At 60.2% G+C, this 24,219-nt stretch carries 18 protein-coding genes; 9 read left to right on the top strand and 9 right to left on the bottom strand.

The features are described 5' to 3' along the window. Positions 1 to 57: 57 nt before the first annotated feature. From leuB to ACZ5Y5_RS20220, 3 genes are all read right to left on the bottom strand, one after another. The gene (gene leuB, locus ACZ5Y5_RS20210) at positions 58 to 1,149 is read right to left on the bottom strand and encodes a 3-isopropylmalate dehydrogenase (protein ID WP_464811912.1); all 1,092 of its coding nucleotides are present in this window, start codon (positions 1,147 to 1,149) and stop codon (positions 58 to 60) included. An 80-nt stretch (positions 1,150 to 1,229) separates the two neighbouring features. After that, positions 1,230 to 2,543: a homogentisate 1,2-dioxygenase gene (locus ACZ5Y5_RS20215; RefSeq protein ID WP_464811875.1), complete on the bottom strand. Its 1,314-nt coding sequence runs from the start codon at positions 2,541 to 2,543 to the stop codon at positions 1,230 to 1,232. A gap of 251 nt (positions 2,544 to 2,794) precedes the next feature. Continuing rightward, positions 2,795 to 3,289: a redoxin domain-containing protein gene (locus ACZ5Y5_RS20220; protein ID WP_464811876.1), complete on the bottom strand. Its 495-nt coding sequence runs from the start codon at positions 3,287 to 3,289 to the stop codon at positions 2,795 to 2,797. 244 nt (positions 3,290 to 3,533) lie between these two features. On the opposite strand from ACZ5Y5_RS20220, the gene ACZ5Y5_RS20225 reads away from it, so the two are divergent. From ACZ5Y5_RS20225 to ACZ5Y5_RS20235, 3 genes are read left to right on the top strand one after another with little or no spacing between them, the layout of a single operon-like run. Then, positions 3,534 to 5,102, top strand: coding sequence for a class I adenylate-forming enzyme family protein (locus ACZ5Y5_RS20225; protein ID WP_464811877.1), 1,569 nt, complete (start codon positions 3,534 to 3,536; stop codon positions 5,100 to 5,102). 43 nt (positions 5,103 to 5,145) lie between these two features. Further along, positions 5,146 to 7,059, top strand: a complete 1,914-nt coding sequence (gene prpE / locus ACZ5Y5_RS20230; protein WP_464811878.1) for a propionate--CoA ligase — start codon at positions 5,146 to 5,148, stop codon at positions 7,057 to 7,059. 35 nt (positions 7,060 to 7,094) lie between these two features. Continuing rightward, a complete protein-coding gene (locus ACZ5Y5_RS20235) occupies positions 7,095 to 7,844 on the top strand; it encodes an SDR family NAD(P)-dependent oxidoreductase (RefSeq protein ID WP_464811879.1) in 750 nt (249 codons plus the stop codon). Between the two features lie 54 nt (positions 7,845 to 7,898). Here ACZ5Y5_RS20235 and ACZ5Y5_RS20240 read toward each other — a convergent pair whose 3' ends face one another. Both ACZ5Y5_RS20240 and ACZ5Y5_RS20245 read right to left on the bottom strand, forming a co-directional pair. After that, the gene (locus ACZ5Y5_RS20240; RefSeq protein ID WP_464811880.1) at positions 7,899 to 8,621 is read right to left on the bottom strand and encodes a GntR family transcriptional regulator; all 723 of its coding nucleotides are present in this window, start codon (positions 8,619 to 8,621) and stop codon (positions 7,899 to 7,901) included. Positions 8,622 to 8,825: 204 nt separating this feature from the next. Beyond that, on the bottom strand, positions 8,826 to 10,082 hold the full coding sequence (locus ACZ5Y5_RS20245) for a cytochrome P450 (RefSeq protein ID WP_464811881.1): 1,257 nt from the start codon (positions 10,080 to 10,082) through the stop codon (positions 8,826 to 8,828). Between the two features lie 240 nt (positions 10,083 to 10,322). On the opposite strand from ACZ5Y5_RS20245, the gene leuC reads away from it, so the two are divergent. Further along, positions 10,323 to 11,762 carry a 3-isopropylmalate dehydratase large subunit gene (leuC, locus tag ACZ5Y5_RS20250; RefSeq protein ID WP_464811882.1) on the top strand — a complete coding sequence of 480 codons (1,440 nt, stop codon included), beginning with the start codon at positions 10,323 to 10,325 and terminating at the stop codon, positions 11,760 to 11,762. A 16-nt stretch (positions 11,763 to 11,778) separates the two neighbouring features. After that, positions 11,779 to 12,369: a 3-isopropylmalate dehydratase small subunit gene (leuD, locus tag ACZ5Y5_RS20255; protein ID WP_464811883.1), complete on the top strand. Its 591-nt coding sequence runs from the start codon at positions 11,779 to 11,781 to the stop codon at positions 12,367 to 12,369. A gap of 56 nt (positions 12,370 to 12,425) precedes the next feature. On the opposite strand, the gene lpdA is transcribed toward leuD, so the two are convergent. The 4 genes from lpdA to ACZ5Y5_RS20275 are packed head-to-tail and all read right to left on the bottom strand — an operon-like array spanning position 12,426 to position 17,359. Beyond that, a complete protein-coding gene (gene lpdA / locus ACZ5Y5_RS20260; RefSeq protein WP_464811884.1) occupies positions 12,426 to 13,823 on the bottom strand; it encodes a dihydrolipoyl dehydrogenase in 1,398 nt (465 codons plus the stop codon). Between the two features lie 4 nt (positions 13,824 to 13,827). Then, entirely contained in the window at positions 13,828 to 15,111 is a 1,284-nt protein-coding gene (locus tag ACZ5Y5_RS20265) for a dihydrolipoamide acetyltransferase family protein (RefSeq protein ID WP_464811885.1), read from the bottom strand. Beyond that, positions 15,111 to 16,127 (bottom strand): alpha-ketoacid dehydrogenase subunit beta, encoded by a 1,017-nt coding sequence (locus ACZ5Y5_RS20270; protein WP_464811886.1) that lies wholly within the window; start codon positions 16,125 to 16,127, stop codon positions 15,111 to 15,113. Before ACZ5Y5_RS20270 ends, ACZ5Y5_RS20265 begins: the two co-directional genes overlap by 1 nt. A gap of 2 nt (positions 16,128 to 16,129) precedes the next feature. After that, a complete protein-coding gene (locus tag ACZ5Y5_RS20275; RefSeq protein WP_464811887.1) occupies positions 16,130 to 17,359 on the bottom strand; it encodes a thiamine pyrophosphate-dependent enzyme in 1,230 nt (409 codons plus the stop codon). Between the two features lie 103 nt (positions 17,360 to 17,462). Between ACZ5Y5_RS20275 and ACZ5Y5_RS20280 the strand changes: the two genes are divergently transcribed. The 4 genes from ACZ5Y5_RS20280 to ACZ5Y5_RS20295 all read left to right on the top strand — a co-directional run bounded on the left by ACZ5Y5_RS20280 (position 17,463) and on the right by ACZ5Y5_RS20295 (position 24,203). After that, positions 17,463 to 17,942, top strand: a complete 480-nt coding sequence (locus tag ACZ5Y5_RS20280) for an Lrp/AsnC family transcriptional regulator (RefSeq protein ID WP_464811888.1) — start codon at positions 17,463 to 17,465, stop codon at positions 17,940 to 17,942. Between the two features lie 563 nt (positions 17,943 to 18,505). Beyond that, positions 18,506 to 20,926, top strand: a complete 2,421-nt coding sequence (locus ACZ5Y5_RS20285; protein WP_464811889.1) for a TonB-dependent receptor — start codon at positions 18,506 to 18,508, stop codon at positions 20,924 to 20,926. Between the two features lie 520 nt (positions 20,927 to 21,446). Next, positions 21,447 to 23,309: a flavin-containing monooxygenase gene (locus tag ACZ5Y5_RS20290; protein ID WP_464811890.1), complete on the top strand. Its 1,863-nt coding sequence runs from the start codon at positions 21,447 to 21,449 to the stop codon at positions 23,307 to 23,309. A 114-nt stretch (positions 23,310 to 23,423) separates the two neighbouring features. Further along, on the top strand, positions 23,424 to 24,203 hold the full coding sequence (locus ACZ5Y5_RS20295) for an SDR family NAD(P)-dependent oxidoreductase (RefSeq protein WP_464811891.1): 780 nt from the start codon (positions 23,424 to 23,426) through the stop codon (positions 24,201 to 24,203). Positions 24,204 to 24,219: the final 16 nt, after the last annotated feature.

Raw genomic sequence — 24,219 nt, forward strand, 5'->3', positions numbered from 1 at the left:
TTCGCGCCGTAGGCGTGGCTGCGGGCATTGTGTAGGGAACGCCAGTTCAAAAGGACGCTATACCCCCTGCACGACCAGTTCGCCCGCCATGATGTCGAGCAGCGCATCGGCAATGTCCTGCGTCCCTGCCGTTCCGCCAAGATCAGCGGTAAGCTTGCCGCTCGCCAGAACGTCGCCAACCGCCTTCTCGATCATGGCGGCTATGTCGGGCCGACCCAGACTGTGGCGCATGGCCATCGCCAGGCTGAGCACGCTTGCACAAGGATTTGCGACCCTTCGCCCGGCAATATCGGGCGCCGATCCATGGATCGGCTCATATAGTCCCGGTGCCCCGGCCTCGCCGAGCGCGGCCGATGGCAGCATACCGATGGACCCGGTCAACATTCCGGCAATATCGGAAAGGATGTCACCGAACAGATTGTCAGTCAGGATGACGTCGAACTGTTGCGGCGCGCGAACCAGCTGCATCGCGCAATTGTCGGCGAGCATGTGGCTCAAAGTCACATCGGAATATTCGGCGGCATGCAATTTCGTCACGACCTCCCGCCAAAGCAGGCCGGCTTCCATGACGTTGCCCTTCTCCACCGAACAGACACGGTTGCCACGCTGGCGCGCAATATCGAATGCGACCCGCGCCACGCGCTGAATCTCGCTGGTCGTATAGCTATGCGTGTTGATCCCCCGCTTCTCACCATCCGGCAAGGTTTCGATGCCGCGCGGCGTACCGAAATAGACGCCCCCCACAAGCTCGCGGACGAACAGGATATCCAGTCCGGCGACGAGTTCGGTCTTGAGGGATGAAAGACCGGCCAGAGTGTCGAAACAGAATGCAGGGCGCAGATTGGCGTAGACGTTCATCGCCTCGCGCAATTTCAACAACCCCGCTTCGGGTCGCAGATCATAGGACAGCCCGGCCCAGCGCGGGCCGCCGACCGCGCCCATGAGCACGGCGTCGGATTGCTGCGCCTGCTCGATGACTTCAGGTGCGATCGGCGCACCGTGAAGATCATAGGACGCCCCGCCGAACGCAGCTTCGCTGACTTCCACATCCAATGTGCCCGATGCCGACAGGCAATCGATCACGCGCCGACTGACCGCCGTCACCTCAGGACCTATACCGTCTCCCGGCAACAGCAAGATCTTCTTCACCATCAATCAATATCCTTAATTCTGGATTGAAGCGCCGGAAAACCACAGGCATGCGCCTCCGCCCAGGCCAGTCTGCGTGGTTATTTCTGACCGAAGCGGCTTTGGAACCCGCTCCATTTCTCATGATAATTGTGCATGCACGCTGGATGCTCGAGCGCGGATTGCGCGATTTCCAGCGGATAGCGGGACTCGATGAAGAAGTTGGGTCCATCACCCAGCCATTGAGGATCATCGCCCATCTCCCTGCCCTTTTCGAATATCGGTGTGGCTGGGCCATGCGGCACATAGGAATTGTGCAGGGTCGATGCGGCTACCGGCGCATTTTCCGGCACCGTGAGCAGGCCCAGAAATTCCACCACGGAATTGCGATGGTAACCAGGCGGGCGGAACGTGTGATCGCCCGCTACCCAACGGGGCGGCAGGATGCAGAAGTCGAAGTTGGCGCCCATCACTGGATCGCTTGGCGACGTCAGCGCGCAATAGATTGATGGGTCCGAATGATCGTAGGTGACGCTGCCGACAGACATGAACCTGTTCATGTCATATTTGTAGGGCACCATATTGCCACGCCAGGCAACGACGTCGAACGGTGACTGGGGCAGATTGGTGGCCCAGAAGCCCCCATAATATTTGGTCACAAACTCGGTTGGCTGGGCGTCATCTTCGAACCAGGCGGTCGGCGCCTTGAAATCGATGATCTGTGCCTGACCGAACGACCCGATCAAGCCCAGCTCCGGCAGACGCAACGGTGCTCCGAAATTCTCGCAAGCATAACCGCGCGCCACCGGGTCTAGCAGATCCACGCGAAATTTGACCCCACGCGGGATGATCGCCATTTCCGAAGGCGCGACGTCCATCCGCCCCAGTTCAGTCACGATCCGCAACCGGCCCTTTTGCGGCACGATAATCATCTCGCCATCGGCATTCAGAAAGGCGCGACCCGTCATCGACTTGTTGGCGACATAAACATGGATGGCAACGCCCGCCTGCTCCCGGGGAGACCCGTTCCCGACGAGGGTCTGGATACCATCCAGAAAATCGCCTGATGCGCTGGCCATGTCGACATGCGACCAGCCGATAGCGTTGGGCGAGGGCTTTCCGCCGAAGGGCGGCGTCAGGAAATTGGGAAAGGCCACCTCGCCCAGAGGGCCGCGGGTGGTGGAAGGGCGAATGCGGAACATGTAACTCCGCAGATTTTGCGCCCGTGCTGCGACAAAGGCAGAGCCGGTCACAAGCTCGCTCACCAGCCCCATCGGAGCCTGACGCGGGTTGTTGGTCGCCGGCAGAGCGCCTGCGATGGCTTCCGACTGCATCTCGTTACCGAAACCGTTCAGATAGGCGAGATCCGCTTCGCTATTGAGTGGGGCAACGGCGTCATGCATTACTTCGGTCATCACACTCTCCTTACCTCTCAGATTGCACACAATTTTGATTGGTTCAAGAGTCTTCGAAGTGCGGATTAGTCTCGAAATCCCCATTTGCAGGTTTGATTCCGAGTGACGCACCTATGTCATCAGGGAATTTTCGTATGCATATAATTTTTGCCGCGAACAGGGACCACGGCATGAAAGCGCATCATACCCTGATTTCTGTTGGCCCAGCATAATGTCCGAGCCGGCAGATACGCCATCGACTTTGAAAATCTCTAGGCATTGCCGCGAAGAGGATAGCCCGCTGGCGCCAGCAACGTCAGCCCCTCCAGCAATCGAGCAATGTCCGTCCGTCCGCAACTGATTGAATTTTGAAAAACAGCATAGACTTCTCCGCTGCGCTTTACGACCAGGATGGCGGGCTCGGCAAAAACCGTACCGCCGCGCTCTGTTGCGAACAGGCCGAGCCGTCGGATATCAGCCTCACTCATCCCATAGCCAACCTGTAAATGGTCGACCGCCAGTTCGTTCACCATGGCTTGGGCGGCGGCGGCCGAGTCCGTGCTGGTCGTGACGACGTCGATGCCGATCGCTTTGAATGCGTCGACCCGCGCATTCAGGTCGACCACCGATTCGTGACAATAGGTACAAAAATGCCCCCGAATAACATTGATGAGCGCCAGGTCACGAGACGACCCGGCCAGCGTCCATTGGCCGCCCCGCAACAGGGAGACATCCAGTTCCGGAAAGGGCTTGCCTGGCATCAACATTGAACATCCTCCTATTGATCCAACCGAGTAGCCACAACGATCGGGCGGCGCTTCAGTCAGAGATAATCACATAAATGCACACGGAATAGTCGATGCCGCACAACGGTCAATCGAGAAAGCATGCCGATCATCCACCAAAATTCTTGCATATTCTGTAGATACAGACTTCCCGACGGCTTACAAGCTTGACCATTCACACCCTAAACTGCATACAATATAGGCTGACGATAGGAAAGGAATAGGCGTGACCGCCGGAACTGAAAACGCCATCCAGCGCATAGCCAACTCAATCAGGGAGATTGCGCGCAATCCCGAAAACAGCGAGCGCGACGCAATCATCCTGCGCGACACCGCGATCAGCTTCGGTACGCTCGATCAACGCGCCGATGCGGTCGCGAGCGGCCTTGCCGGGATGCCCTGCAAAGCGCGGACCATCGCCTTTCTATCGCAATCCTCCCCGCTGCTGTACGAAATATTGCTAGGCACGGCGCGTTCGGCGAACATTTTCCTGCCGCTCAACTGGCGCCTGTCCGTGCCCGAACTGCGCGAAATCATGCGCCTGTCCGAACCGGCGATCCTTTTCGCCGACGAAGCCTATCGCGATGCCGCGTTGGCGCTGAAGGAAACCGCGCCCTACCCGCTCGAACTCATCTTTCTCGACGGTGACGACCAGAGCGACACGGAATATGCGCGTTGGCGCGACAGGCATGCCAGGACAACGCCGCCTCACTTCCAACTGGAGGGGGAGGCCATGCGCCTTTATACTTCCGGCACAACCGGGCGGCCTAAAGGCGTCCAGCTGACCCATGATAATTTCACCACCGTTTTCCGCTGCTTCCCGCAGATCGGCCTGGATTATGCTGGCAGCAATGTGCTGGTGCCGCTGCCCCTCTTCCATGTCGCGGGCCTTGCGATCAGCCTGCACGCGCTGGCCAGCGGCGGGACGGTGGTGCTCGCAACGGAAGCCAAGGCGCCGATCCTGCTCGACCTGATCGTCCAGCACCGGATCACGGACGCCTTCCTCGTCCCGGCGATCCTGCTCAGTCTCGTCCAGGCGTCGGCCGCGAAGGAAGAGGATCTCTCTTTCGTGCGCACCATAGCCTATGGCACCGCGCCCATTTCCGAAGAATTGCTGAAGCAGGCGTCGGCTCTGTTCGGCTGCGACTTCATCCAGCTTTACGGCCTGACCGAAACGACCGGCACGGCCACCTTCCTGCCTTCGGTCGAGCACGACGCGGCTAAGGGCCTGTTGCGATCCTGCGGTCGGCCCAGCCCCGGCGTCGAAATCCGCGTGATCGGCGAAAATGGCGAAGCAGCGCCGGTAGGCGGTGTGGGCGAGGTCCAGATTCGCGGCGCGAACGTCACTCCCGGCTATTGGAACGATCCCGAAGCGACCGCGATGGCCTTTGTCGATGGCTGGTTCAAGACCGGCGATGCTGGTTTCTTTAATGCCGAAGGCTATCTGTTTCTGCACGACCGCATCAAGGACATGATCGTGTCCGGCGGCGAGAATGTCTATCCGGCGGAGGTCGAAAATGCGATCTTCGGCCATCCTGCCGTGGCCGATGTCGCCGTGATCGGCGTGCCCGACCCAAAATGGGGTGAAACGGTCATGGCGATCGTCGTGCTCAGACATGGCAGCCCCGAAGATCCGCAAAGCATCATCGACTGGGCGCGCGAGCGGATCGCGGGCTATAAGCTCCCCAAAGCCGTCACCTTCCGCGACCAGTTACCGCGCACCCCGTCGGGCAAGATATTGCGCCGCGAACTGCGCGAAGCTTTTTGGAGCGATCAGGCCCGGCGAATCAACTGATCCAGCGCCAATCTCTTTCATCAGCATATTCTTCAGGTTCGACATGATCATGGTCCAGACGACAGCGGCGGAAAGCTACGCCCGGTTTCACGACGCCTCCCTATCCGATCCGGAGACTTTCTGGCTTGGCGAGGCGAAGAAGGTCGAATGGTCGACGCCGCCTTCCAGTGCCCTCGACCATCAGCCGCCCTTTTCCAACTGGTTCACCGATGGCACGATCAACCTGTGTCATAATGCCGTCGACCGCTGGGCCGCATCGCAGCCGGAGCAGGCCGCGCTGGTCTTCATATCGGGGGAAACCGGCGAGGAACGGCGCTTCAGCTACGCAGAACTGCTGCATCAGGTGAACGGCTGGGCCGCCATGCTGCGCGACCTGAACGTGGGCGTCGGCGACCGCGTGCTGATCTACATGCCGATGATCCCGGAAGCGGTCTTCGCCATGCTCGCCTGCGCGCGGATCGGGGCGATCCACGCGGTGGTCTTCGGCGGCTTCGCCAGCGGCGCGCTGGCCGTGCGGATCGACGACGCCGAACCGAAAGTGATCATCAGCGCCGATGCCGGTCGCCGCATGGGCCAGGTCATTCCCTATCGCCCGCTGCTGGACGGCGCGCTGGCCGCCGCAACGCATCGCCCCGATCATATCGTCATGGTGGATCGCGGCTTTGCGCCGTTCGAGCGTGGTGAGCGCGATGTTGATGCCCGCTCGACGCTCGCCGCCCAAGGCGGAGCGAAGGTCGAGCCGGTCGCCCTGCCTGCCTCGCACCCCAGCTACATTCTCTACACCAGCGGCACCACCGGCCGTCCCAAGGGCGTTCAGCGGGACACGGGCGGCTATGCCGTCGCGCTGCGCGCATCGATGGACCATATTTTTCGCGGCGGACCGGGCGACGCGATGCTTACGGCGTCGGACATCGGCTGGGTGGTGGGCCATTCCTACATTGTCTACGGGCCGCTGCTGGCGGGCATGACGACGATCCTGTTCGAAGGCGCGCCGACCTACCCGGATGCCAGCATAGTGTGGCGCATCGTCGAACGCTATCGCACCAAATTGCTATTCACCTCACCCACTGCGCTGCGCGTGTTGCGCAAGAGTGGAGAGGCGGCGCTGGAAGGCATAGACCTTTCTTCGCTCGACACCATCTTCGTCGCCGGGGAGCCGCTGGACGCGCCCACCGCCAGTTGGTGGCAGAAGGCCACCGGCACCGCGGTGGTCGACAATTATTGGCAGACCGAAACCGGCTGGCCCGTCCTGACGCTCTGCCGGGGCGTGGCGGAGCTTGAGGCGAAAGAAGGATCGCCCGGCCTGCCCGTCTACGGCTATGACGTGCGGATCGTGCATGAACAAACGGGACAGGTCGTGGAATCGGGCGAGAAGGGCCTGCTAGCCATCGCCACGCCCTTGCCCCCCGGAACGTTATCGACGCTGTGGCGGAACGATGCCCATTATGAAGAAACCTATTTCGTCACGCTGGGCGGGCGGCAATATTATTCCACCTTCGACTGGGCTACCCGCGACGCGGAAGGCTATATTACCATGCTCGGTCGGTCGGACGATATCATCAATGTCGCCGGCCACCGCCTGGGCACGCGTGAGGTCGAGGAAGTGCTGAACGCACAGGACGCCGTCGCGGAAAGCGCCGTCATCGGCGTCAATGACCCGATCAAGAATGAAGTGCCGGTGGCCTTTGTCGTGCTGAAAAGCGACGCCACGCCCGGCGACGCGCTGACCGCGCAATTGAACAAGGCCGTTCGCGCCGGTATCGGTCCGATCGCCTCCCTGCACGACATATATTTCATCGCGGCCCTGCCCAAGACGCGGTCGGGCAAGATCGTCCGCCGACTGCTCAAGGCCATTTGCGAGGATAAAGATCCGGGCGAACTGTCCACGCTGGAAGACCCCTCCATCGTGGAGGGGCTGACCGCAACCGTTCACCGCCACCGAAACACGGCCGCATGAGCGCGGCTCCGCCCGACACGAAACAGGAGAGAAGAATGAAGTCCGCACTGATCATCGGAGGCGCCAGTGGCGTCGGCGAAGCCACCGCCCGCGCCTTCGCGAAGGAGGGCGTGCATGTCGCCGTCGCCGATTTGGCCCTGCCCGCGGCCCAGTCTCTTGCGGAGGAGCTTGGCCCCGATCACCGCGCCTATGCCTGCGATATCACAAGTGAGAGCAACGTGCTGGCGCTGTTCGATCAGGTCGAGCGCGATCTGGGCGACCTCACCATATTGGTCACCGCGGCGGGCACTGCCGGTTTCCTAAACGGCACCATGCCCCGGTTGCATGAAACGCCGTCGGATCATTGGGACCAGGTGATGAACATCAACTTGCGCGGCGGCTTTCTGGCCCTGCGCGAGATGCTGCGCCGTCGCATGGCAAAGCCCGTCGCGCATGCGCGCATCATTACCATCTCCTCCATGGCGCCGCAGAAGATTCCTTCGGTCGCCGCCGCCGCCTATGTCATTTCCAAGGGCGGACTGCTGACGCTGACCAAGGTCGCGGCAGGCGAAGCGGCCCCCTATGGCATGACCGTGAATACGGTCGCGCCCGGCGCCGTCGACACGCCGATGTTGCGGGAAAGAACCCCCTTCGAACAGTTTGACGATCTGTTCGGCCCGACGCTGGCGGGCCGCCCCGCGCGCGCGGACGAAATTGCTTCGGCGGTGCTCTATCTGGCGTCCGAACAGGCCGCCTTCGTCAATGGCGCATGCCTCGACATCAACGGCGGCATGCTGATGCGCTGAGACGCAAGGAGTGGCGGGTGGCGGCATCCATCACCCGCCACTCCTTTTCCACTCTCAGGATTCGATCAACGCCCGGTCTTTACCCTTGGCGCCGGACTTCGGCTCGATCGATGCGCGGAACCGTTCCGTCATATATTCAGCCGATGCCAATATGTGCGACTGCATCAGCAAGTCCGCGCCCTTGCCGCCTTTCTCCTGGAGCATCTGCACCAAGGCATGATGATCCTTGTGGAACGTTTCGAATGGCTGGCGCTTGTTCGCGCCGGACAGCCACTGAATGCGGGTCGGCGCATGGGGGATTTGCGTGACCTTCTCATAGGTCTGGATCAGGGTTTCGTTCCCGGATTCCTCGATGATCGCGCTATGAAAATTTTCATTCATCCGCGCCCAGAAAATCGTGTCGCCTTCATTGAGTTCCGGCTTGGCGAGAATGGCGTCGCCTTCCGCAAGGCAGGCGTTCAGGCGCTTCTTCAGACCCGCGCTCATGCCGCGTTCGACTATGAGACGGCAGGCAAGCCCTTCCAAAGCAGACCGGACGGCATAGCGTTCCACCACCTCGTCCAGTCCGAAGCTGCGAACGATATAACCCTTATTTTTGCGATATTCTACCAGCCGTTCCTCCGCCAGTGCGATCAGCGCTTCGCGAATGGGGGTCCGGGAAATGTCCAGCCTTTGGCTGAGATCCGTCTCGATCAAGCGATGCCCGCCCGGAAAAATCCCATGAAGAATCATCTGCCGAAGAGTATCGATCACTTGCTGTTGACGGGAATTGGACATTCTTTATCCTGTTGCGGGATTTTCGTCGGCCGGACATTACGGCATGTTCAGCAGACAAATGTATGCGGACCAGCAACAATTGACAAGCGGATTTACTGGAAATTCTGCTGTAATACCTCTCAAACTGTCATCAAAGGCAATCCATCGGCATGGATGAGGATGTCACGACTGCATGCAATCGTCACATCAAAACAACCACGTTCATTACGGTGCAACGGTCGGAGAAAGCGATCGTTCGGCCCGCACATGGAAGCTGTCCAACCGTCGCGCCACGTTATTTACCCGCCAGACCGGTTCGCTCACCGCATCGAAACGCTCCACCCTGTCGAGCAGAGCCTGAAGGATCGCCTCCGTCTCCGCGCGGGCGAGCCGCTGGCCGATACAGAAATGGACCCCCACGCCAAAGCCCAGATGCCCCTGAATCGACCGGTTGAGGTTGAACTTGTCGGCATCGGGCCAGCGTGCCGGATCGCGATTGGCAGCGCCGATAGAACAAAGAATCTTCTTGCCCTCCTCCAGCACATAGCCGCCCAGTTCGACCTGACGCCGCGTGCTGCGGAACATGGATTGGGCGGGCGATTCCAGACGGATCGCCTCATCGATGGCCGTGGTCATTTTCGAACGGTCTTCCCGCAATATCTGCCATTGATCGGGATTTCGCACCAGCTCCGCCAGCAACGTTCCCAGTCCGCTGATGACCGTGTCGGTGCCGCCGCGCAGGAATGTTCGAACCAGATCGGCGCCAATGCCCGGCGCGATCTTGCCCTCGTCCACCCCGTTCCAGATCCGCGCGCCAAAGCGCCCCGGCGTCATCGCCTCCCGATCATATTTGGATGCCATCCAGCCCAGCACCGGCTGCGCCGCCTCAGCAGACTTCCGATAGAGTTCATTGTCGGGACCAAGAGAGTTCAGCGCGTAATCGCCGATCAGCAGAAAGTTTTCCCTACCTTCCTCTCCAATGCCTAGAAAATCCGGAAATGCGTCCAGCACGAAGGGTTCGACAATCTGGCTGATGATTTCGAACTGATCCTGTTCCAGTGCCCGATCGACAACGCGCACGGCGCTGGCAGCAAAGGCCTCTACCCATTCCTTCACCAGCTTGGGCGACAGGATATTGTTCATCGGCCGCCGAACAGCGGCATGTTCGGGCGGATCGACTTCGATGATCGGCGATCGCGGACGCTGCGCCGTTCCCTTGCCGAGCGAACCAAGGCCCGTCCCGTCGGCCGAAGAGAAATTCTCATGATCGCTGAGCGCTTCCTTGACCTCTTCATAACGGCCAACCGCATAGCAGTCATATTTCGGCAGATAGATGACCGTCCCCGCGTTTCTCAAAAACTGCTGCCAGCCATGGGGGTTGCTCAACGACGCATCATCGAAAGGATCGGCATCGACTATAGGAGGGGCATTATGGGACAATATCTGGTCCTTCGATTGGGACTGGGCCGTCGAGTATCTCATTCCGGCTCGCTGCTTCTTATATTGCACACCTTTTTAAATTGCTCAAGCGAGCAGCTCAACCCCGTTCGCACATGTCGGATTGCCATAAAATGGCGCCTTTTCGATTATTTAAAAGGAATTTTCGCCTATTTCCTTGTGATCGAACATGGAGCTCGCCGCATTGACGCGAAATTTCTAACCTTATATTGCATACTTTGATTGGCGCTGCATCGCCGCCCCTCTCTCAAGAGTTTCCGGCCCATGTCGAGCAACACCCCACGCACGCTGTACCAGAAGATATGGGACGCCCACGTCGTGAACCGACGCGAAGACGACACCTGCCTGGTCTATGTCGACCGACACCTGGTGCATGAAGTCACCAGTCCCCAAGCGTTCGAAGCGCTGCGGTTGGCCGGGCGCAGAGTTCGAAGGCCCGACTATACGCTGGCGCTGCCCGACCACAATCTACCCACCACGGGCCGCCGCGCAGCGGACGGTTCGCCGCTGCCGATCAGTGACCCGGAATCGGCGGCGCAACTGGCGGCGCTGGCGGAAAATGCGCCCGCATTCGGCATCAAATATTTCGATGCGCTGGCGCCCGAACAGGGCATCGTTCATGTCGTCGGCCCGGAACAAGGCTTTTCCCTACCCGGCACGACCATCGTATGCGGCGACAGCCACACATCAGCTCATGGCGGCATGGGCGCGCTCGCCTTCGGCATCGGCACGTCCGAAGTGGAGCATGTGTTGGCGACCCAGACCCTGCTGCTCAGCGCTTCACGGACGCTGGAAGTGCGGGTAGAAGGGACGCTGGGCATTGGCGTCACGCCCAAGGACGTCATCCTCCACATCATCGGCGTTCTTGGCGCGGCGGGCGGCAACGGCCATGTGATCGAATATACCGGCAATATCTTCCGCGACATGTCGGTCGAAGGCCGGCTGACCGTCTGCAACATGTCGATCGAGGCGGGCGCGCGCGCCGGCATCATAGCCCCCGACGAAAAGACCTTCGCCTATCTGAAGGGGCGGCCCATGGCGCCCGTCGGGCAGGACTGGGATGATGCGGTAGCCTATTGGCGGACGCTGGCAAGCGACGAGGGCGCCGCCTATGACCGATCGGTTCTGATCGACGCGGCGAACATCGCGCCCTGCGTGACCTGGGGCACCAGCCCGGAGGATGTCGTGGCGATCACCGGATCGGTGCCCGAACCCGGCAGCTTCGCCGATCCGTCCAAACAGAACGCGGCCCGCCGGTCGCTCGACTATATGGACCTGACACCAGGCACGCCGATGCAGGACGTCAGTATCGAGAATATCTTCATCGGTTCCTGCACCAACAGCCGCATAGAGGATCTGCGCGCCGCCGCCGCCATCCTGCGCGGGCGCAAGGTCGCGGCCAATGTGCGGCAGGCGATGGTGGTGCCGGGTTCCGGCCTCGTCAAGCAGCAGGCGGAGGCCGAAGGGCTGGACCGGGTCTTTCTGGACGCCGGCTTCGAATGGCGGGAGCCGGGCTGCTCCGCCTGCCTCGCGATGAACCCGGACAAGATACCGTCTGGGGAACGTTGCGCCTCGACATCCAACCGCAATTTCGTCGACCGGCAGGGGCCTGGATCGCGCACCCATCTGGTCAGCCCGGCCATAGCGGCGGCCGCCGCCGTGACCGGCCATCTGACCGATGTGCGCACCATCGAACACGCCTGAAACAAGGGAAATCATCATGAAGAAGGTCAACCGCATCAGCGGTCGCGCCGTCCCGTTGGGACTTAAGAATATCGACACCGACATCATCCTTCCGGGGCCGTATCTCAAGACCATCAGCCGCCTTGGCCTTGGCCGGGTGGCGTTCGAATCGATCCGGGCCAAACCCGGCAATATCTTTGAGGAACCCGCCAATCAGGGTGCGACCATCATCGTCGCGGGCGACAACTTCGGCTGCGGCTCCAGCCGGGAACATGCCGTCTGGGCGATCATGGACATGGGCATCGACGCCGTGATCGCGCCCAGCTTTTCCGACATTTTTTCGGGCAATGCCTTCAAGAACGGCCTGCTGACCGTGACGCTGGATCAGTCTGTGGTGGACCGGCTGCTGGTCGCCGCGCAAAATGGGCCGCTGACCATCGACCTCGACACGCAGAGCGTCTCCACGGAAGAGGGCGACCATTTTGCGTTCGAATTCGACGCCTTCCGCAAACATTGCCTGCTGAACGGCCTCGACGAGATCGGCATGACGCTGGCGCAGGCGGACGAGATCACCGCCTTTGAAGAGCGCAGCCAGCGCGAGCGGCCCTGGCTGCCGCGCATCGCCTGAAGCAAAAAGGGGCCGCGCGCGATCGGCACGCCGCCCCTTCCGGCATCGATAATCGATCAGATATGGATGGCGTGGCCCAGAGCCTTCAGCGCGCTTTCATGCACCGCTTCGCCCAGTGTCGGGTGTGCGTGGATGATGCCCGCGACATCTCCTAGCACCGCGCCCATTTCCAACAGCGTCGCAAATTCCCCGGCAAATTCGGACACATGCTTGCCGACCGCCTGAATCCCCAGGATGCGATGATCGGCCTTGCGCGCCACCACACGCACGAAGCCGCCGACACCGCCCGCATCCATGGAAAGCGCCCGGCCGTTGGCCTGGAAGGGAAACTGGCCGCTGACCACTTCCACATCGGCGGGGACGTTATCAGGTGTCAGGCCGATGCTGACGATCTCCGGTTCTGTGAAACAGACCGCCACGATCCCTGCCGGATCGAAGCGCCGCCGCTTGCCCGCGATGATCTCCGCCACCATTTCACCCTGCGCGGACGCCTTGTGCGCCAGCATTGGCTCGCCTACCAGATCGCCGATCGCCCAGACATTGGTGGTCGAGGTCGCGCAACGATCGTCCACTGCGATGAAGCGGCCGTCCATTTTCAGCGCCATCGCCGCCAGCCCCCAACCTTCGGTCAGGGGACGCCGGCCGACCGTCACGATGATGCGATCGGCAGGCAGCACCATGCGTTCGCCCGCCGCGCTCTCAATCTCCAGCCCGCTTCCGGCCAGCCCCAGCGCCTTCGCGCCCAGATGCAGCGCCACGCCACGCTGTTCCAGCCAGCGGCGCACCGGGTCCGTCAGGCCAGTGTCGTAGAGCGGCAGGATGCGATCCTGCGCCTCGACCACCGAAACCTCGGCGCCCATTTTCGCGAAAGCTGTGCCCAGTTCCAGCCCGATATAGCCGCCGCCGACTACGACGAGCCGCTTGGGCACCTCCGTCAGCGATAGCGCCTCATTGGACCCGATGACCGGCCCACCAAATGGCAGGAAGGGCAGCTCGACCGAAGTGGAGCCGTTGGCTAGGATCACATGCTCCGGCCGGATGATGACATCCTCATCGCCGCCCGTGACCATGCAAGATTTGGCATCGGTGAAGGTCGCCCAGCCCTTCACCACCTTGACCTTCGCCTTGCGCAGCAGACCCGCGACGCCGCCGCTCAGCCTGTCAACGATCCCGGCCTTCCACGCGATGGTTTCGGCAAAGTCCAGCGTCGGAGCGGATGCGCGGATACCGAAACGCCCCTCTGGCGCGCTGGCGGCAAACACTTCCTCGTACAGACCGGCGGCGTGGATCAGCGCCTTGGACGGGATACAGCCCCGGATCAGGCAGGTGCCGCCCAGCCGGTCCGCCTCCACCAGCACGGTGTCCAGGCCCAACTGTCCGGCGCGGATGGCGGCAACATAGCCGCCCGGCCCGCCGCCCACGACAAGCACTTTGGGAGTCAAAATCTGCGTCATCGGGTCAATCCATGAAAATGAGGGCGGGATGTTCCAGCAGGCGCTTCATCCGCTGAATGAACTGCGCGGCGTCCCAACCATCGACGATGCGATGGTCGAAGGAGGAGGACAGGTTCATCATCTTGCGCACGGTCACGAAGCTGCCCTCGATCACCGGCCGATCAACCAGCTTGTTGGGAGCAAGGATCGCGACTTCGGGATGATTGATCACGGGCGTCGTCACGATGCCGCCAATGGGGCCAAGACTGGTGAGAGTGATGGTCGAACCGGACAGCTCCTCCCGGCTCGCCTTGCCGTTACGCGCAGCTTCAGCCACGCGGGTAAGCTCGCGGGCGCAATCCCATATGTCCCGCGCCTCCGCATGACGGACAACCGGCACCATGAGGCCGCCCGGCGTCTGCGTGGCGATGCCGATATGCACGCCGTCATAGCTGTGCAGCACGCCCTCTTCATCATCATAGCGGGCGTTGATCTGCGGAAAATCAGGCAAAGCCTTGACCAGCGCGCGCATGAAAAAGGGCAGCAGGGTCAGCTTGGGTTGCCCCTCCCCGCGATGCGCATTCAGGTCGACGCGCAGCGCCTCCAGCTGCGTCAGGTCGCATTCCTCGACATAGGCAATATGCGGGATGCGGCGCTTGGCGTCCTGCATCTTCTCCGCGATCTTGCGGCGCAGGCCGATGATCTTCGTGTCGGCGATGTCCGTGCGCGGAGACAGACCGCCGCCCACCACGCCCAGCTTGCCGTCCGACGCGACATAGGCGTCCAGATCCTCGGCGGTGATGCGCCCGCCGGGGCCGGATCCCGGCACATATTGCAGCGAGATGCCCAGTTCATGGGCACGGCGGCGCGTCGCGGGCGAAGCGACCGGCGCATCGCCAGGCTGGCGGGTAGCAAAGGCCGGACCAGAGGCAGCCGGACTGCGCGGAGCGGCGGCAGACTGAACGACAGGAGCGGGAGCTGGAGCCATATCCTCCATCCGGGCGGCGGGCGCAGGAGCGGCAGGCGCAGCGGCGACCTGCGCCGGGGTCCCGGCCACATTGCCCTCGCCTTCCACCTCCAGTTCGACCAGCACCGACCCGACCGACATCATCGATCCGATCTCGCCATATATGGCCGTGACGACACCATCGACCGGCGCCGTCATGTCCACCGTGGCTTTGTCGGTCATGACATCGACCAGACTCTGGTCTTCCTTGACCGTGTCGCCAACCTTGACGTGCCAGACGACGATCTCTGCCTCGGCCACGCCCTCGCCGACGTCGGGCAGACGAAATGCATAGAGGCCCATCACTTATTCTCCATCACGCGGTGCAGCGCCTTGGCCAACCGTCCTGGCCCTGGGAAATAGTCCCACTCAAAGGCGTGGGGGTAAGGTGTATCCCAACCGGCCACCCGCTCGATCGGGCTGCGCAGCGCCCAGAAACAGCGCTCCTGAATAAGCGCCGACAATTCGCCGCCAAAGCCGCCGAAGCGCGACGCTTCATGCAGGATGACGCAGCGCCCGGTCTTGGCGACCGACGCAACGATGGTGTCGATATCCAGCGGCACAATGGAGCGCAGATCAATCAGTTCCGCGTCAACGCCCGCTTCCTCTATGCCCGCCTTGGCGACATGGACCATCGTGCCGTAGGCCAGCACGGTGACGGCCGAACCTTTCCGCACGACCGCAGCCTTGCCCAGTGGAATGGCGTATCGTTCCTCCGGCACTTCGGCTTCCGGCACGCCCGCCCATGTCTTCAGCGCCTGATCGTGGCGGCCATCAAAGGGGCCATTATAGAGGCGCTTCGGCTCCAGGAAGATGACCGGATCGTCATCCTCGATCGCCGCGATCAGCAAACCCTTGGCATCATAAGGGGTGGATGGAATGACCGTCTTCAGCCCGGTAATATGCGCGAAAATTGCCTCCGGGCTCTGGCTATGCGTCTGGCCGCCGAAAATACCGCCGCCATAGGGGCTGCGCACCGTGATCGGCGCCCAGAACTCGCCATTGGAACGATAGCGCAGCCGCGCCGCTTCCGACACCAACTGGTCGAAGGCGGGCAATATATAGTCGGCAAACTGGATTTCCGGGATCGGCCGCAAGCCATAGGCGCCCATGCCTATGGCGGTCGCGATGATCCCGCCCTCACTGATCGGGGCGTCGAAGCAGCGCTTGGCGCCATATTTCTTCTGCAATCCCTCCGTCACGCGAAAGACGCCGCCGAAATAGCCGACATCCTCGCCGAAGATCAGCGTGTCGGGATCTTCGCGCAGCTTGACGTCCAGGGCCGAGTTGATCGCCTGAATCATGTTCATCGTAGGCATGTTCAGATTCCCATTTCCCGCCGTTGTTCAATCACGCGCCAGTCCGGCTCCTTGAACACACCTTCGAACATTTCCGCGACGCTGGGCTTGGATTTGCCCAAAGTCCCGACAGCTTCGGCTTCCTTGACGGCGGCCCGGACCAGCCCGTCCAATTCCTCGATCACCGCGGCGTGCCGGTCCTCGTCCCACTCGCCTAGCGCGATGAGATGCGCCTTCAACCGATCGACCGGATCGCCCAGCGGCCAATGCTGCGCCTCGTCGGCGGGGCGGTATTTGGTGGGGTCGTCGGACGTCGAATGGCCCGCGGCGCGATAGGTGAACAGTTCGATCAGCGTGCTGCCCAGATTGGATCGCGCCCGCTCCGCCGCCCATTGGGTCGCCGCCCAGACGGCGAGGAAATCGTTGCCGTCGACCCGGATGCCGGGAATGCCGTAAGCGATGGCCTTAGCCGCGAAGGTCGTCTGATCAGCGCCCGCAATGCCTGAAAAGGTGGAGATCGCCCACTGGTTGTTGGTCACGCACAGCAGCGTCGGGGCGCGATAGACGCTGGCGAAGGTCAGCGCCTCGTGAAAGTCGCCCTCCGCCGTCGTACCCTCGCCGATATAGGCCAGCGCGATCTTGTCGTCTTCCTTATAGGCGGAGGCCATGGCCCAGCCCACGGCATGGCCGAAACGACTGCCGACATTGCCCGACAGCGAATAAAAGCCATAGTCCCGCGCCGAATAGAGGATCGGCAACTGCCGCCCCTTGAGCGGATCACGGGCGTTGGAGAATATCTGATTCACCAGATCGATCAGCGGATAACACCGCGCCATCAGCCAGCCCAGCACGCGATAGGTGGGAAAGCACATGTCGCCCTTGCCCAGCACCATCGATTGGGCGACGGCAATCGCCTCCTCCCCGGTCGACTTCATGTAGAAGCTGGTCTTGCCCTGCCGATGTGCGCGGAACAGCCGCTCGTCAAAGGCGCGGGTCAGCAACATGGCTTTCAGGCCATCGCGCATGACGGCGGGGGACAATTGCGGGTTCCACGGGCCGGTCGCGACGCCCTTTTCATCGAGAACGCGGACAAGGCCGAAGGGCATGTCGCGCATGGATGGCTCCGCGCCCAAAACCGGCGGACATCGCGTTTCACCAGCGGCTGGAAGGACCATGCCGTCAAAACTTGCCGCATCGCCGGGACGGGCTATCGGCTCTGGAATATGAAGGCTGAGTTTTTGTCGATTCGACATGTCGGAATGCTCTCCCTTTGCAGGAAGAATGCCTTCGTGCTGGTGGAAAATCATCTGCGAGTTATGATTGCATACAGCCTAAAATTAGAATAATATTTTTCAAATGAGCGATTTAGGAGAAGAAATTTCCCTTGATGCGATCGACAGGAAAATCCTTTCTGCATTGCAAAGCTATCCCGAAGCGTCGATCGCGGAACTGGGGGAGATTGTCGGCCTGTCGCAAACCCCCTGCTGGCGGCGGCTGAAACGGCTGCAACAGGAAGGCGCGGTGAAAGAACGCGCCTGGATACTGGACGGTCAACGGCTGGGCATGTCCGCCAATGTGTTCGTCGCGGTCAAACTGAAGCAGCATGACGAAGCCACGCTGGAAGCCTTTGAAGCGGCCACGCGGGAGATCAGGGAAATCGTCGAATGCTTCTCCATGAGTGGAGACAGTGACTATATGCTACGCGTCGTCGTGCGCGATATCACATCCTATGAACGAATATTGAAGAAGGCGCTTTTACACCTCCCCGGCATCGATTCACTTAATTCCAGCTTTGCGCTGAAAACGATCAAGCTTTCGACGCAATTGCCGATATAGATGTCCTGGATATCCGCGAATGTTGGACTGTTGCGAGTCAATATCGATCGGGCATGCAGGCACAGTCAGGAACCGGCTATTGTACATTCGCCGAACCACCACGCGCGGTATGATGATTTTCACAATCGTATCGCACTGGAAACCACCAGAAGAGGAGCGGGCGAGAGATCGTATTTTATTGCATACGCTATCCTGAGAAGAATCGTGGCCTTTCCCGTCGATTACCACCCGTCGGAAGCTGATTGCCACTCGAACCAGAATGCATCCTTACATAGAATGTTGAGAAAAAACGTCATTTTTAAGCCATATGATTAGCTGCTCCGATCCGGAGAACGGCGCGCGGGGGAAAACCGGATTGCCTTTCTCGGCTGGGTGATCGCGCCCATTCATAAGGCCTTGCCACTGGCTGGATTGTGTGCAATTTAACGATGCACCTACGGCTTCTCGCAGCTGCTTCGATCAGTACGTACGGCCTGTCCAATGGACGTGCCAGCTACGCCTGAGTTCGAGTTCTGGCTGAAGTCCTAAGGTGTCGAATGAAATGAAATATTGGGGAGGATTGAATGGCCAGCATCCGTTTGCGAGCGGCTTCTGCTCTGCTTAGTGCAGTGAGTTTAGCGGCACTTTCGAACGTCGCATTGGCACAGTCCGCCGCGCAACTCGACGTTTTCCAAGTTAACAGATCTGCACCGGCGGCTTCCCAGAATGCCAATGACTCAGGCGACATCGTTGTCACTGCGCGGAAGCGCGAAGAGCGCCTGTCGGACGTTCCAGTTACCATTTCTGCATCGACTGGCGACCAGCTGCAGAGCGCAGGCGTCACCGACGTCACCCAGTTGGGCAAGATCGCGCCCAGCTTTACATCCGCTGCGTCTGTTTTCGGCTTTCAGGTCTTCTCGATCCGCGGCGTGAACTTCAACACTCAGCAGGCATCGGCGCCTCCTGCGGTCGCGGTTTATGTGGATCAGGCCCCGCTGCCGTATTCGGTCATGACGGGCGGCATGATGCTGGATGTGGAGCGCGTCGAAGTCCTGAAAGGCCCCCAGGGAACGTTGTTTGGACAGAATGCAACGGGCGGCCTAGTCAACGTTATCGCCGCGAAGCCCACAAGCGACCTGCGCGCCGGCATCCGTTTCGACGTAAACCATTTCGGTGAAGTGACTACAGAAGGCTATGTCAGCGGCCCCATCACTGACACGCTGCGGGCGCGCGTCGCAGGATCGACCACGCAGTTCGGTGCCTGGCAAAAGGGCTATTATCTAAACAACAACAAGAATGGTGATCAGAACCGCGGTGCGGCCCGCCTGTTGTTGGACTGGACGCCGAGCGAGCGACTGACCGTCGGTATCAACATAAACGGCAATTACGACCATGGCGAAGGCATTCAACCGCAGCTTGGCTTGCTCAGCATCGCCAACCCGGCCAACACCCAGCCGGGACTTGTTGGCTATCCGCAAGGCAACAAGAATCGGGATGCCGACATCGACTCTGGTTTCAATACCCATGCGCATAACCAGATGCTTCAGGCAAATTTGCGCGTTGATTATGAGTTCAGTGACGCAGCGACCTTCACCTCGCTCACCAGCTATGCCAAGTTCGATCAGGACGGAACGAATATCAATTACGACGGCGTCGCACTGCCGAACGCATATACCGGCGTTTTCGCGCATGTGAAGACATTTAACCAGGAAGCACGCCTCGCGGGCTCCGTCGGTGAGAGCAAGTTCTTGGATTATGTTGTCGGGGCGAGCTATTCAAATGACAGGATTAATGAAGGCGTAACCGAAACGTTCAATGGCGCGTCGGCGCTTCCGCTGGGAACAGACTTCAGGATCAACTATGATCTTCGCGCGCGGGCAAGCGCCATTTTCGGCAATATCGACCTTAAGGTCGTTCCTAACCTGACCGTCAGTGCCGGCCTTCGCAAGACTTGGACGCGGCAGTCGATCTATGGCTGCACCTTCGATGGCGGTAACGGCATCTGGAGCGGTATTTTCGGATTTGTTTCGCAGTCCGTGCGCAATGCCCAAGGCTTGGGTCCACTACCGGCAGGAGCCTTCGCGCCAGGCACTTGCAGCACGATCAATGACAATGTGCCCAACGTCGCCAATCCCAATGGTGCAGGGCTCATTCCCGACTTCCTCCCCATCTATGCGAACGGCGTTCAGAAGGAGGACAATCTGTCGTGGCGCGCCAGCGTCAGCTACAAAATTGATCCGGACAACATGCTGTACGGCACGGTCAGTCGTGGCTTCAAGGCCGGCGTGTTCCCTGTGCAGCCCAACATCGTCAATTCCGGCACAGTCCCGGTCCGGCAGGAGCAACTCACGTCCTATGAGATCGGCGCTAAGCTGGCACTGTTCGATCGCAATCTGCGCCTGAATGTGTCCGCCTTCCACTATGATTATCGGGACAAGCAGTTCTACACCTATTTGCCGATCCCTTCACTCCAGACGCTAACTTCGCTGATCATTAACATTCCAAAGTCCACCGTTAATGGCATTGATGCGGACGTTGTGATTAAGCCGGTTTCAGGTTTGACGCTTCGGGCGGCTGGCACCTATATCGACACCAAGGTCAAAAAGCTTGCGGCTGGGCAGACGGTTTACTCCGGTCTGACAGGTATGCCCTTCGATCCCACCGGCAAGAATTTCAACTATGCGCCGCCTTGGTCGGCAACCTTCGATGCTGAATATCAGACCCCCGTGGCTGATCGTCTGAATCTCGTCCTCGGCGCTGGAGGGCAATGGTATTCGAAAAGCTATTCTGACCTGGGCCAGGAGGCTGCTCTGGCTAACCCCACCTATGTGACGGTAGATTTGCGGGTTGGCCTGCAATCGGCCAAAGGCTGGCGTGCCACCCTGTGGGTCCGTAATATCGGGGATAAGGACTATTGGACCAGTATCTTCCGCGCGGGCGACATGCTTTCGCGCTATGCGGGGCGGCCCCGTACCTTTGGCGCATCGGCCTCGTTCACCTTCTGAACCTACGGAGTTCGTGAAGGGCTCCAAGTATCGTGAGCGCGACAGGGCTCGCAGTGTCTTCCTTGAAGCGCTACGAGCCCTTTCTCATTGGACAATTGAGGTGCGATGACACAAGATACGATACGATCTCAGCTAACTGAGAAATTTGCGCAGATAGCATACATTCTTTTATTGATTGCGCTGATAGCAGGTCGCACGCATTCGCAAATGCGCAGTAGATGCAAGCAACATCTCAAGGGCGTCGGTATCAAAGACGACTCGCAATTTCACATTTCACTTTAATATCATTATTTTCGATGATTCAACACCGTCCCTGCGGGGCATTCGTCGTCGCGGTTACCTTTCCTGACGTAAAAACGCTTTGAGTTAGATTGTATGCGATTCTTGATTGCATCGGCACGCCTGTTCAATTATGCCGGGTAAAAGCCTTGCAGGAAGCGCTTGATAGATCTCGCCGAACGAAAACATCAGCTAACGGTGCCTTCACGGCAGCTTTCAAGAAGTATGAGACGCTTTCGCCATGAAGCGTGAACGAGAGGATGTTAGTTTGATCAAGTCCAGCGATATTTTGGCTGAGTTCGGATTCGATCCGGACGAACTGAAGCAGAAATATCTTGCGGAGCGCGATCTGCGCATCCGCGCGGAAGGCGAGGATCAATATCATGATCTGGAAGGACGCTTCGCAAACTTTGCCGTCGATCCTGCATCCACTGCAACCGGCCGCCACAGCGATGCTCCCAAACAGGTGGACGTGCTCATTCTGGGCGGCGGCATGGCGGGCGTGCTGTCGGCGATCAACCTTCAACGCGAAGGCGTCAACGATTTCCTGATCGTCGAGCAGGGTGGCGATTTCGGCGGCACCTGGTACTGGAACAATTATCCGGGCATCCGCTGCGACATCGAATCCTATGTCTACATCCCCATGCTGGAAGAGACCGGAACCGTCCCGGCCGAAAAATATGCGCATGGCAGCGAAATTCAGGCGCATTTCGCTGCGCTGGGCCGCAAGTTTAATCTGTATGAGCGGACCTGGTTCGGAACCGTCGTCAATGCCATCCGCTGGGTGGAGTCGGATGCGCGCTGGGAAGTGCTGACCGGCGCGGGCGACACCATTCTGGCGTCGCACGTCATGGTCAGCAGCGGGCCGCTACATCGGCCCAAGCTGCCGGGCATCCCCGGTTTGGAAAGCTTCAAGGGTAAGGCGTTCCACACCAGCCGCTGGGATTATGGCTACACGGGCGGCGATGCGTTCGGCAATTTGGAAGGGCTGCGCGGCAAGCGGGTCGCGTTGATCGGCACCGGCGCCACCGGTATTCAGGTCATGCCGCACATCGCGGAGTCCGCAGATCATCTCTATGTTTTCCAGCGGACCCCCTCCGCCGTCGACCGGCGCAACAACCGCCCCACCGACCGGCAGTGGTTCGAAGGTCAGGAAAGCGGCTGGCAGCAGCGCCGCATCGACAATTTCGTGCGTACCCTGATGGGTCTGGAACGCGGCGAGGATCTGGTCAGCGACTGCTGGACCGACAATGCCAAACTGCTTCGTTTCCTGAGCGAGTCAAAGAATGAATCGATCCAGAACGCCCCGATCGAAGAACAGATGCAACTGGCAGACTATCTGAAGATGCAGCAGTTGCGCGCCTTTGTCGAAGAGCAGATCGACGACCCGGAAATGGCCGAACGACTGAAGCCATGGTATAATCTCTTCTGCAAGCGCCCGCTGTTCAGTGACGAATATTATGCGACCTTCAACCGGACCAATGTTTCGCTGGTCGATACGCATGGCAAGGGCGTGGAACGCATCACCGAGGATGCCGTGATCGTGGACGGCCAATCCTACCCAGTCGACTGCATCATCTTCGCCACGGGCTTTCGTGTCGGCGCCTATTCCTACAAGTCGGGCGGCTATACGCTGCTGGGCCGGGACGGCGTCGATCTGGCCGATCGCTGGGCGCAGGGCCCCCGCACCGTGCATGGCACCAAGACGGCGGGCTTCCCCAATTTCCACATCGTCGGCACCTACACGCAGGCATCGCAATCGTTCAGCTATTCCCATGTCACGCTGTTCCAGACCGCCCATGCGGCGAAGATCGTCGGAAAATGCCTGAAGGATGGTATCCGCACGATCGAGGTGACCGAAGCGGCCGAGCAGAAATGGAACGAAGCCCTGAGGGCGAGACAGCGTGACACTGCCCAGTTCGAAGCGGAATGCACGCCCGGCTATTTCAATAATGAGGGCAAGAAAGATGGGTCTCCGACTTTGCTGGGCGGCATGTATGGCGGCGGCCCCTTCGAATATATCGCGTTGCTGGATGAGTGGATCGAAAAGGATCTGATCGACGACACCAAGCGGAGCTATGTCGAGCATATGTCGCTGAGCTAAGCGCTTCCCCCACTGCCATGGCCGGTGACGTTTCCCCACGTTGCCGCCCGGGCAGCCCGATTTTCATTCCCGCGCGCATCATCTGCGCGACAGGAATTTCAGGAGAGTGTTGCCATGTCCAAAATTGCCGGTAAGCGCATCATCGTCACGGGCGGCGCCCGCGGTATCGGCGGCGAAGCCGCGCGCTATTTTGCGCATGAAGGCGCGCAGGTCGTGACGTTCGACATTCGCGACGAGGAAGGCCAGGCGCTGGCGAAGGCCGCCACGGAACAGGGGCCGGGCAGCGTCACCTATTGCAGCGTCGACGTCACCGACATCTCCGCGATCAAGGCCGGGGTGGCATTCGCCGTGCAGACGTTGGGCGGCGTGGATTCGCTGTTCAACATCGCCGGGGTCGCGCCGCACGCACCCGCCGACGCGATCCCGGAAACGGATTGGGACATCGCCCTCGCCGTCAACGTCAAGGGCCTGCATTATGTGTGTGAAAATGTCTTCCCGCACATGAAGGACAATGGCGGAACGATCATCAACTTTGCGTCGGATGCTGGCCTGCTGGACGATCCGATCCACAGCTGCGCCTATTCGGCGTCGAAGGGCGCTGTGATGTCCTATTCCCGCACGCTCGCGAAGGAATGGGCGCAATATAATATCCGCGTGAACAGCGTGAACCCCGTCGTGGAATCGCCGCTGGAACGCGAAGTCATGGCAAAGCTCAGCCCGGAAGAGGTTCGCCAGTATCAGGGCAAGATTCACGACATGGTTCCGCTGGGCGGCAAGCTGGGCGACGCGTATCGCGATCTGGCCCCGGTTCTGGCCTTTCTGGTGTCGGACGATTCACGTTTCATCACGTCGCAGATCATTCCGGTAAACGGCGGCTTGGCCTACACGCGCTGAAACAGAGCGCATTTAT

The organism is Sphingobium sp. TomTYG65 (genome assembly GCF_055395525.1).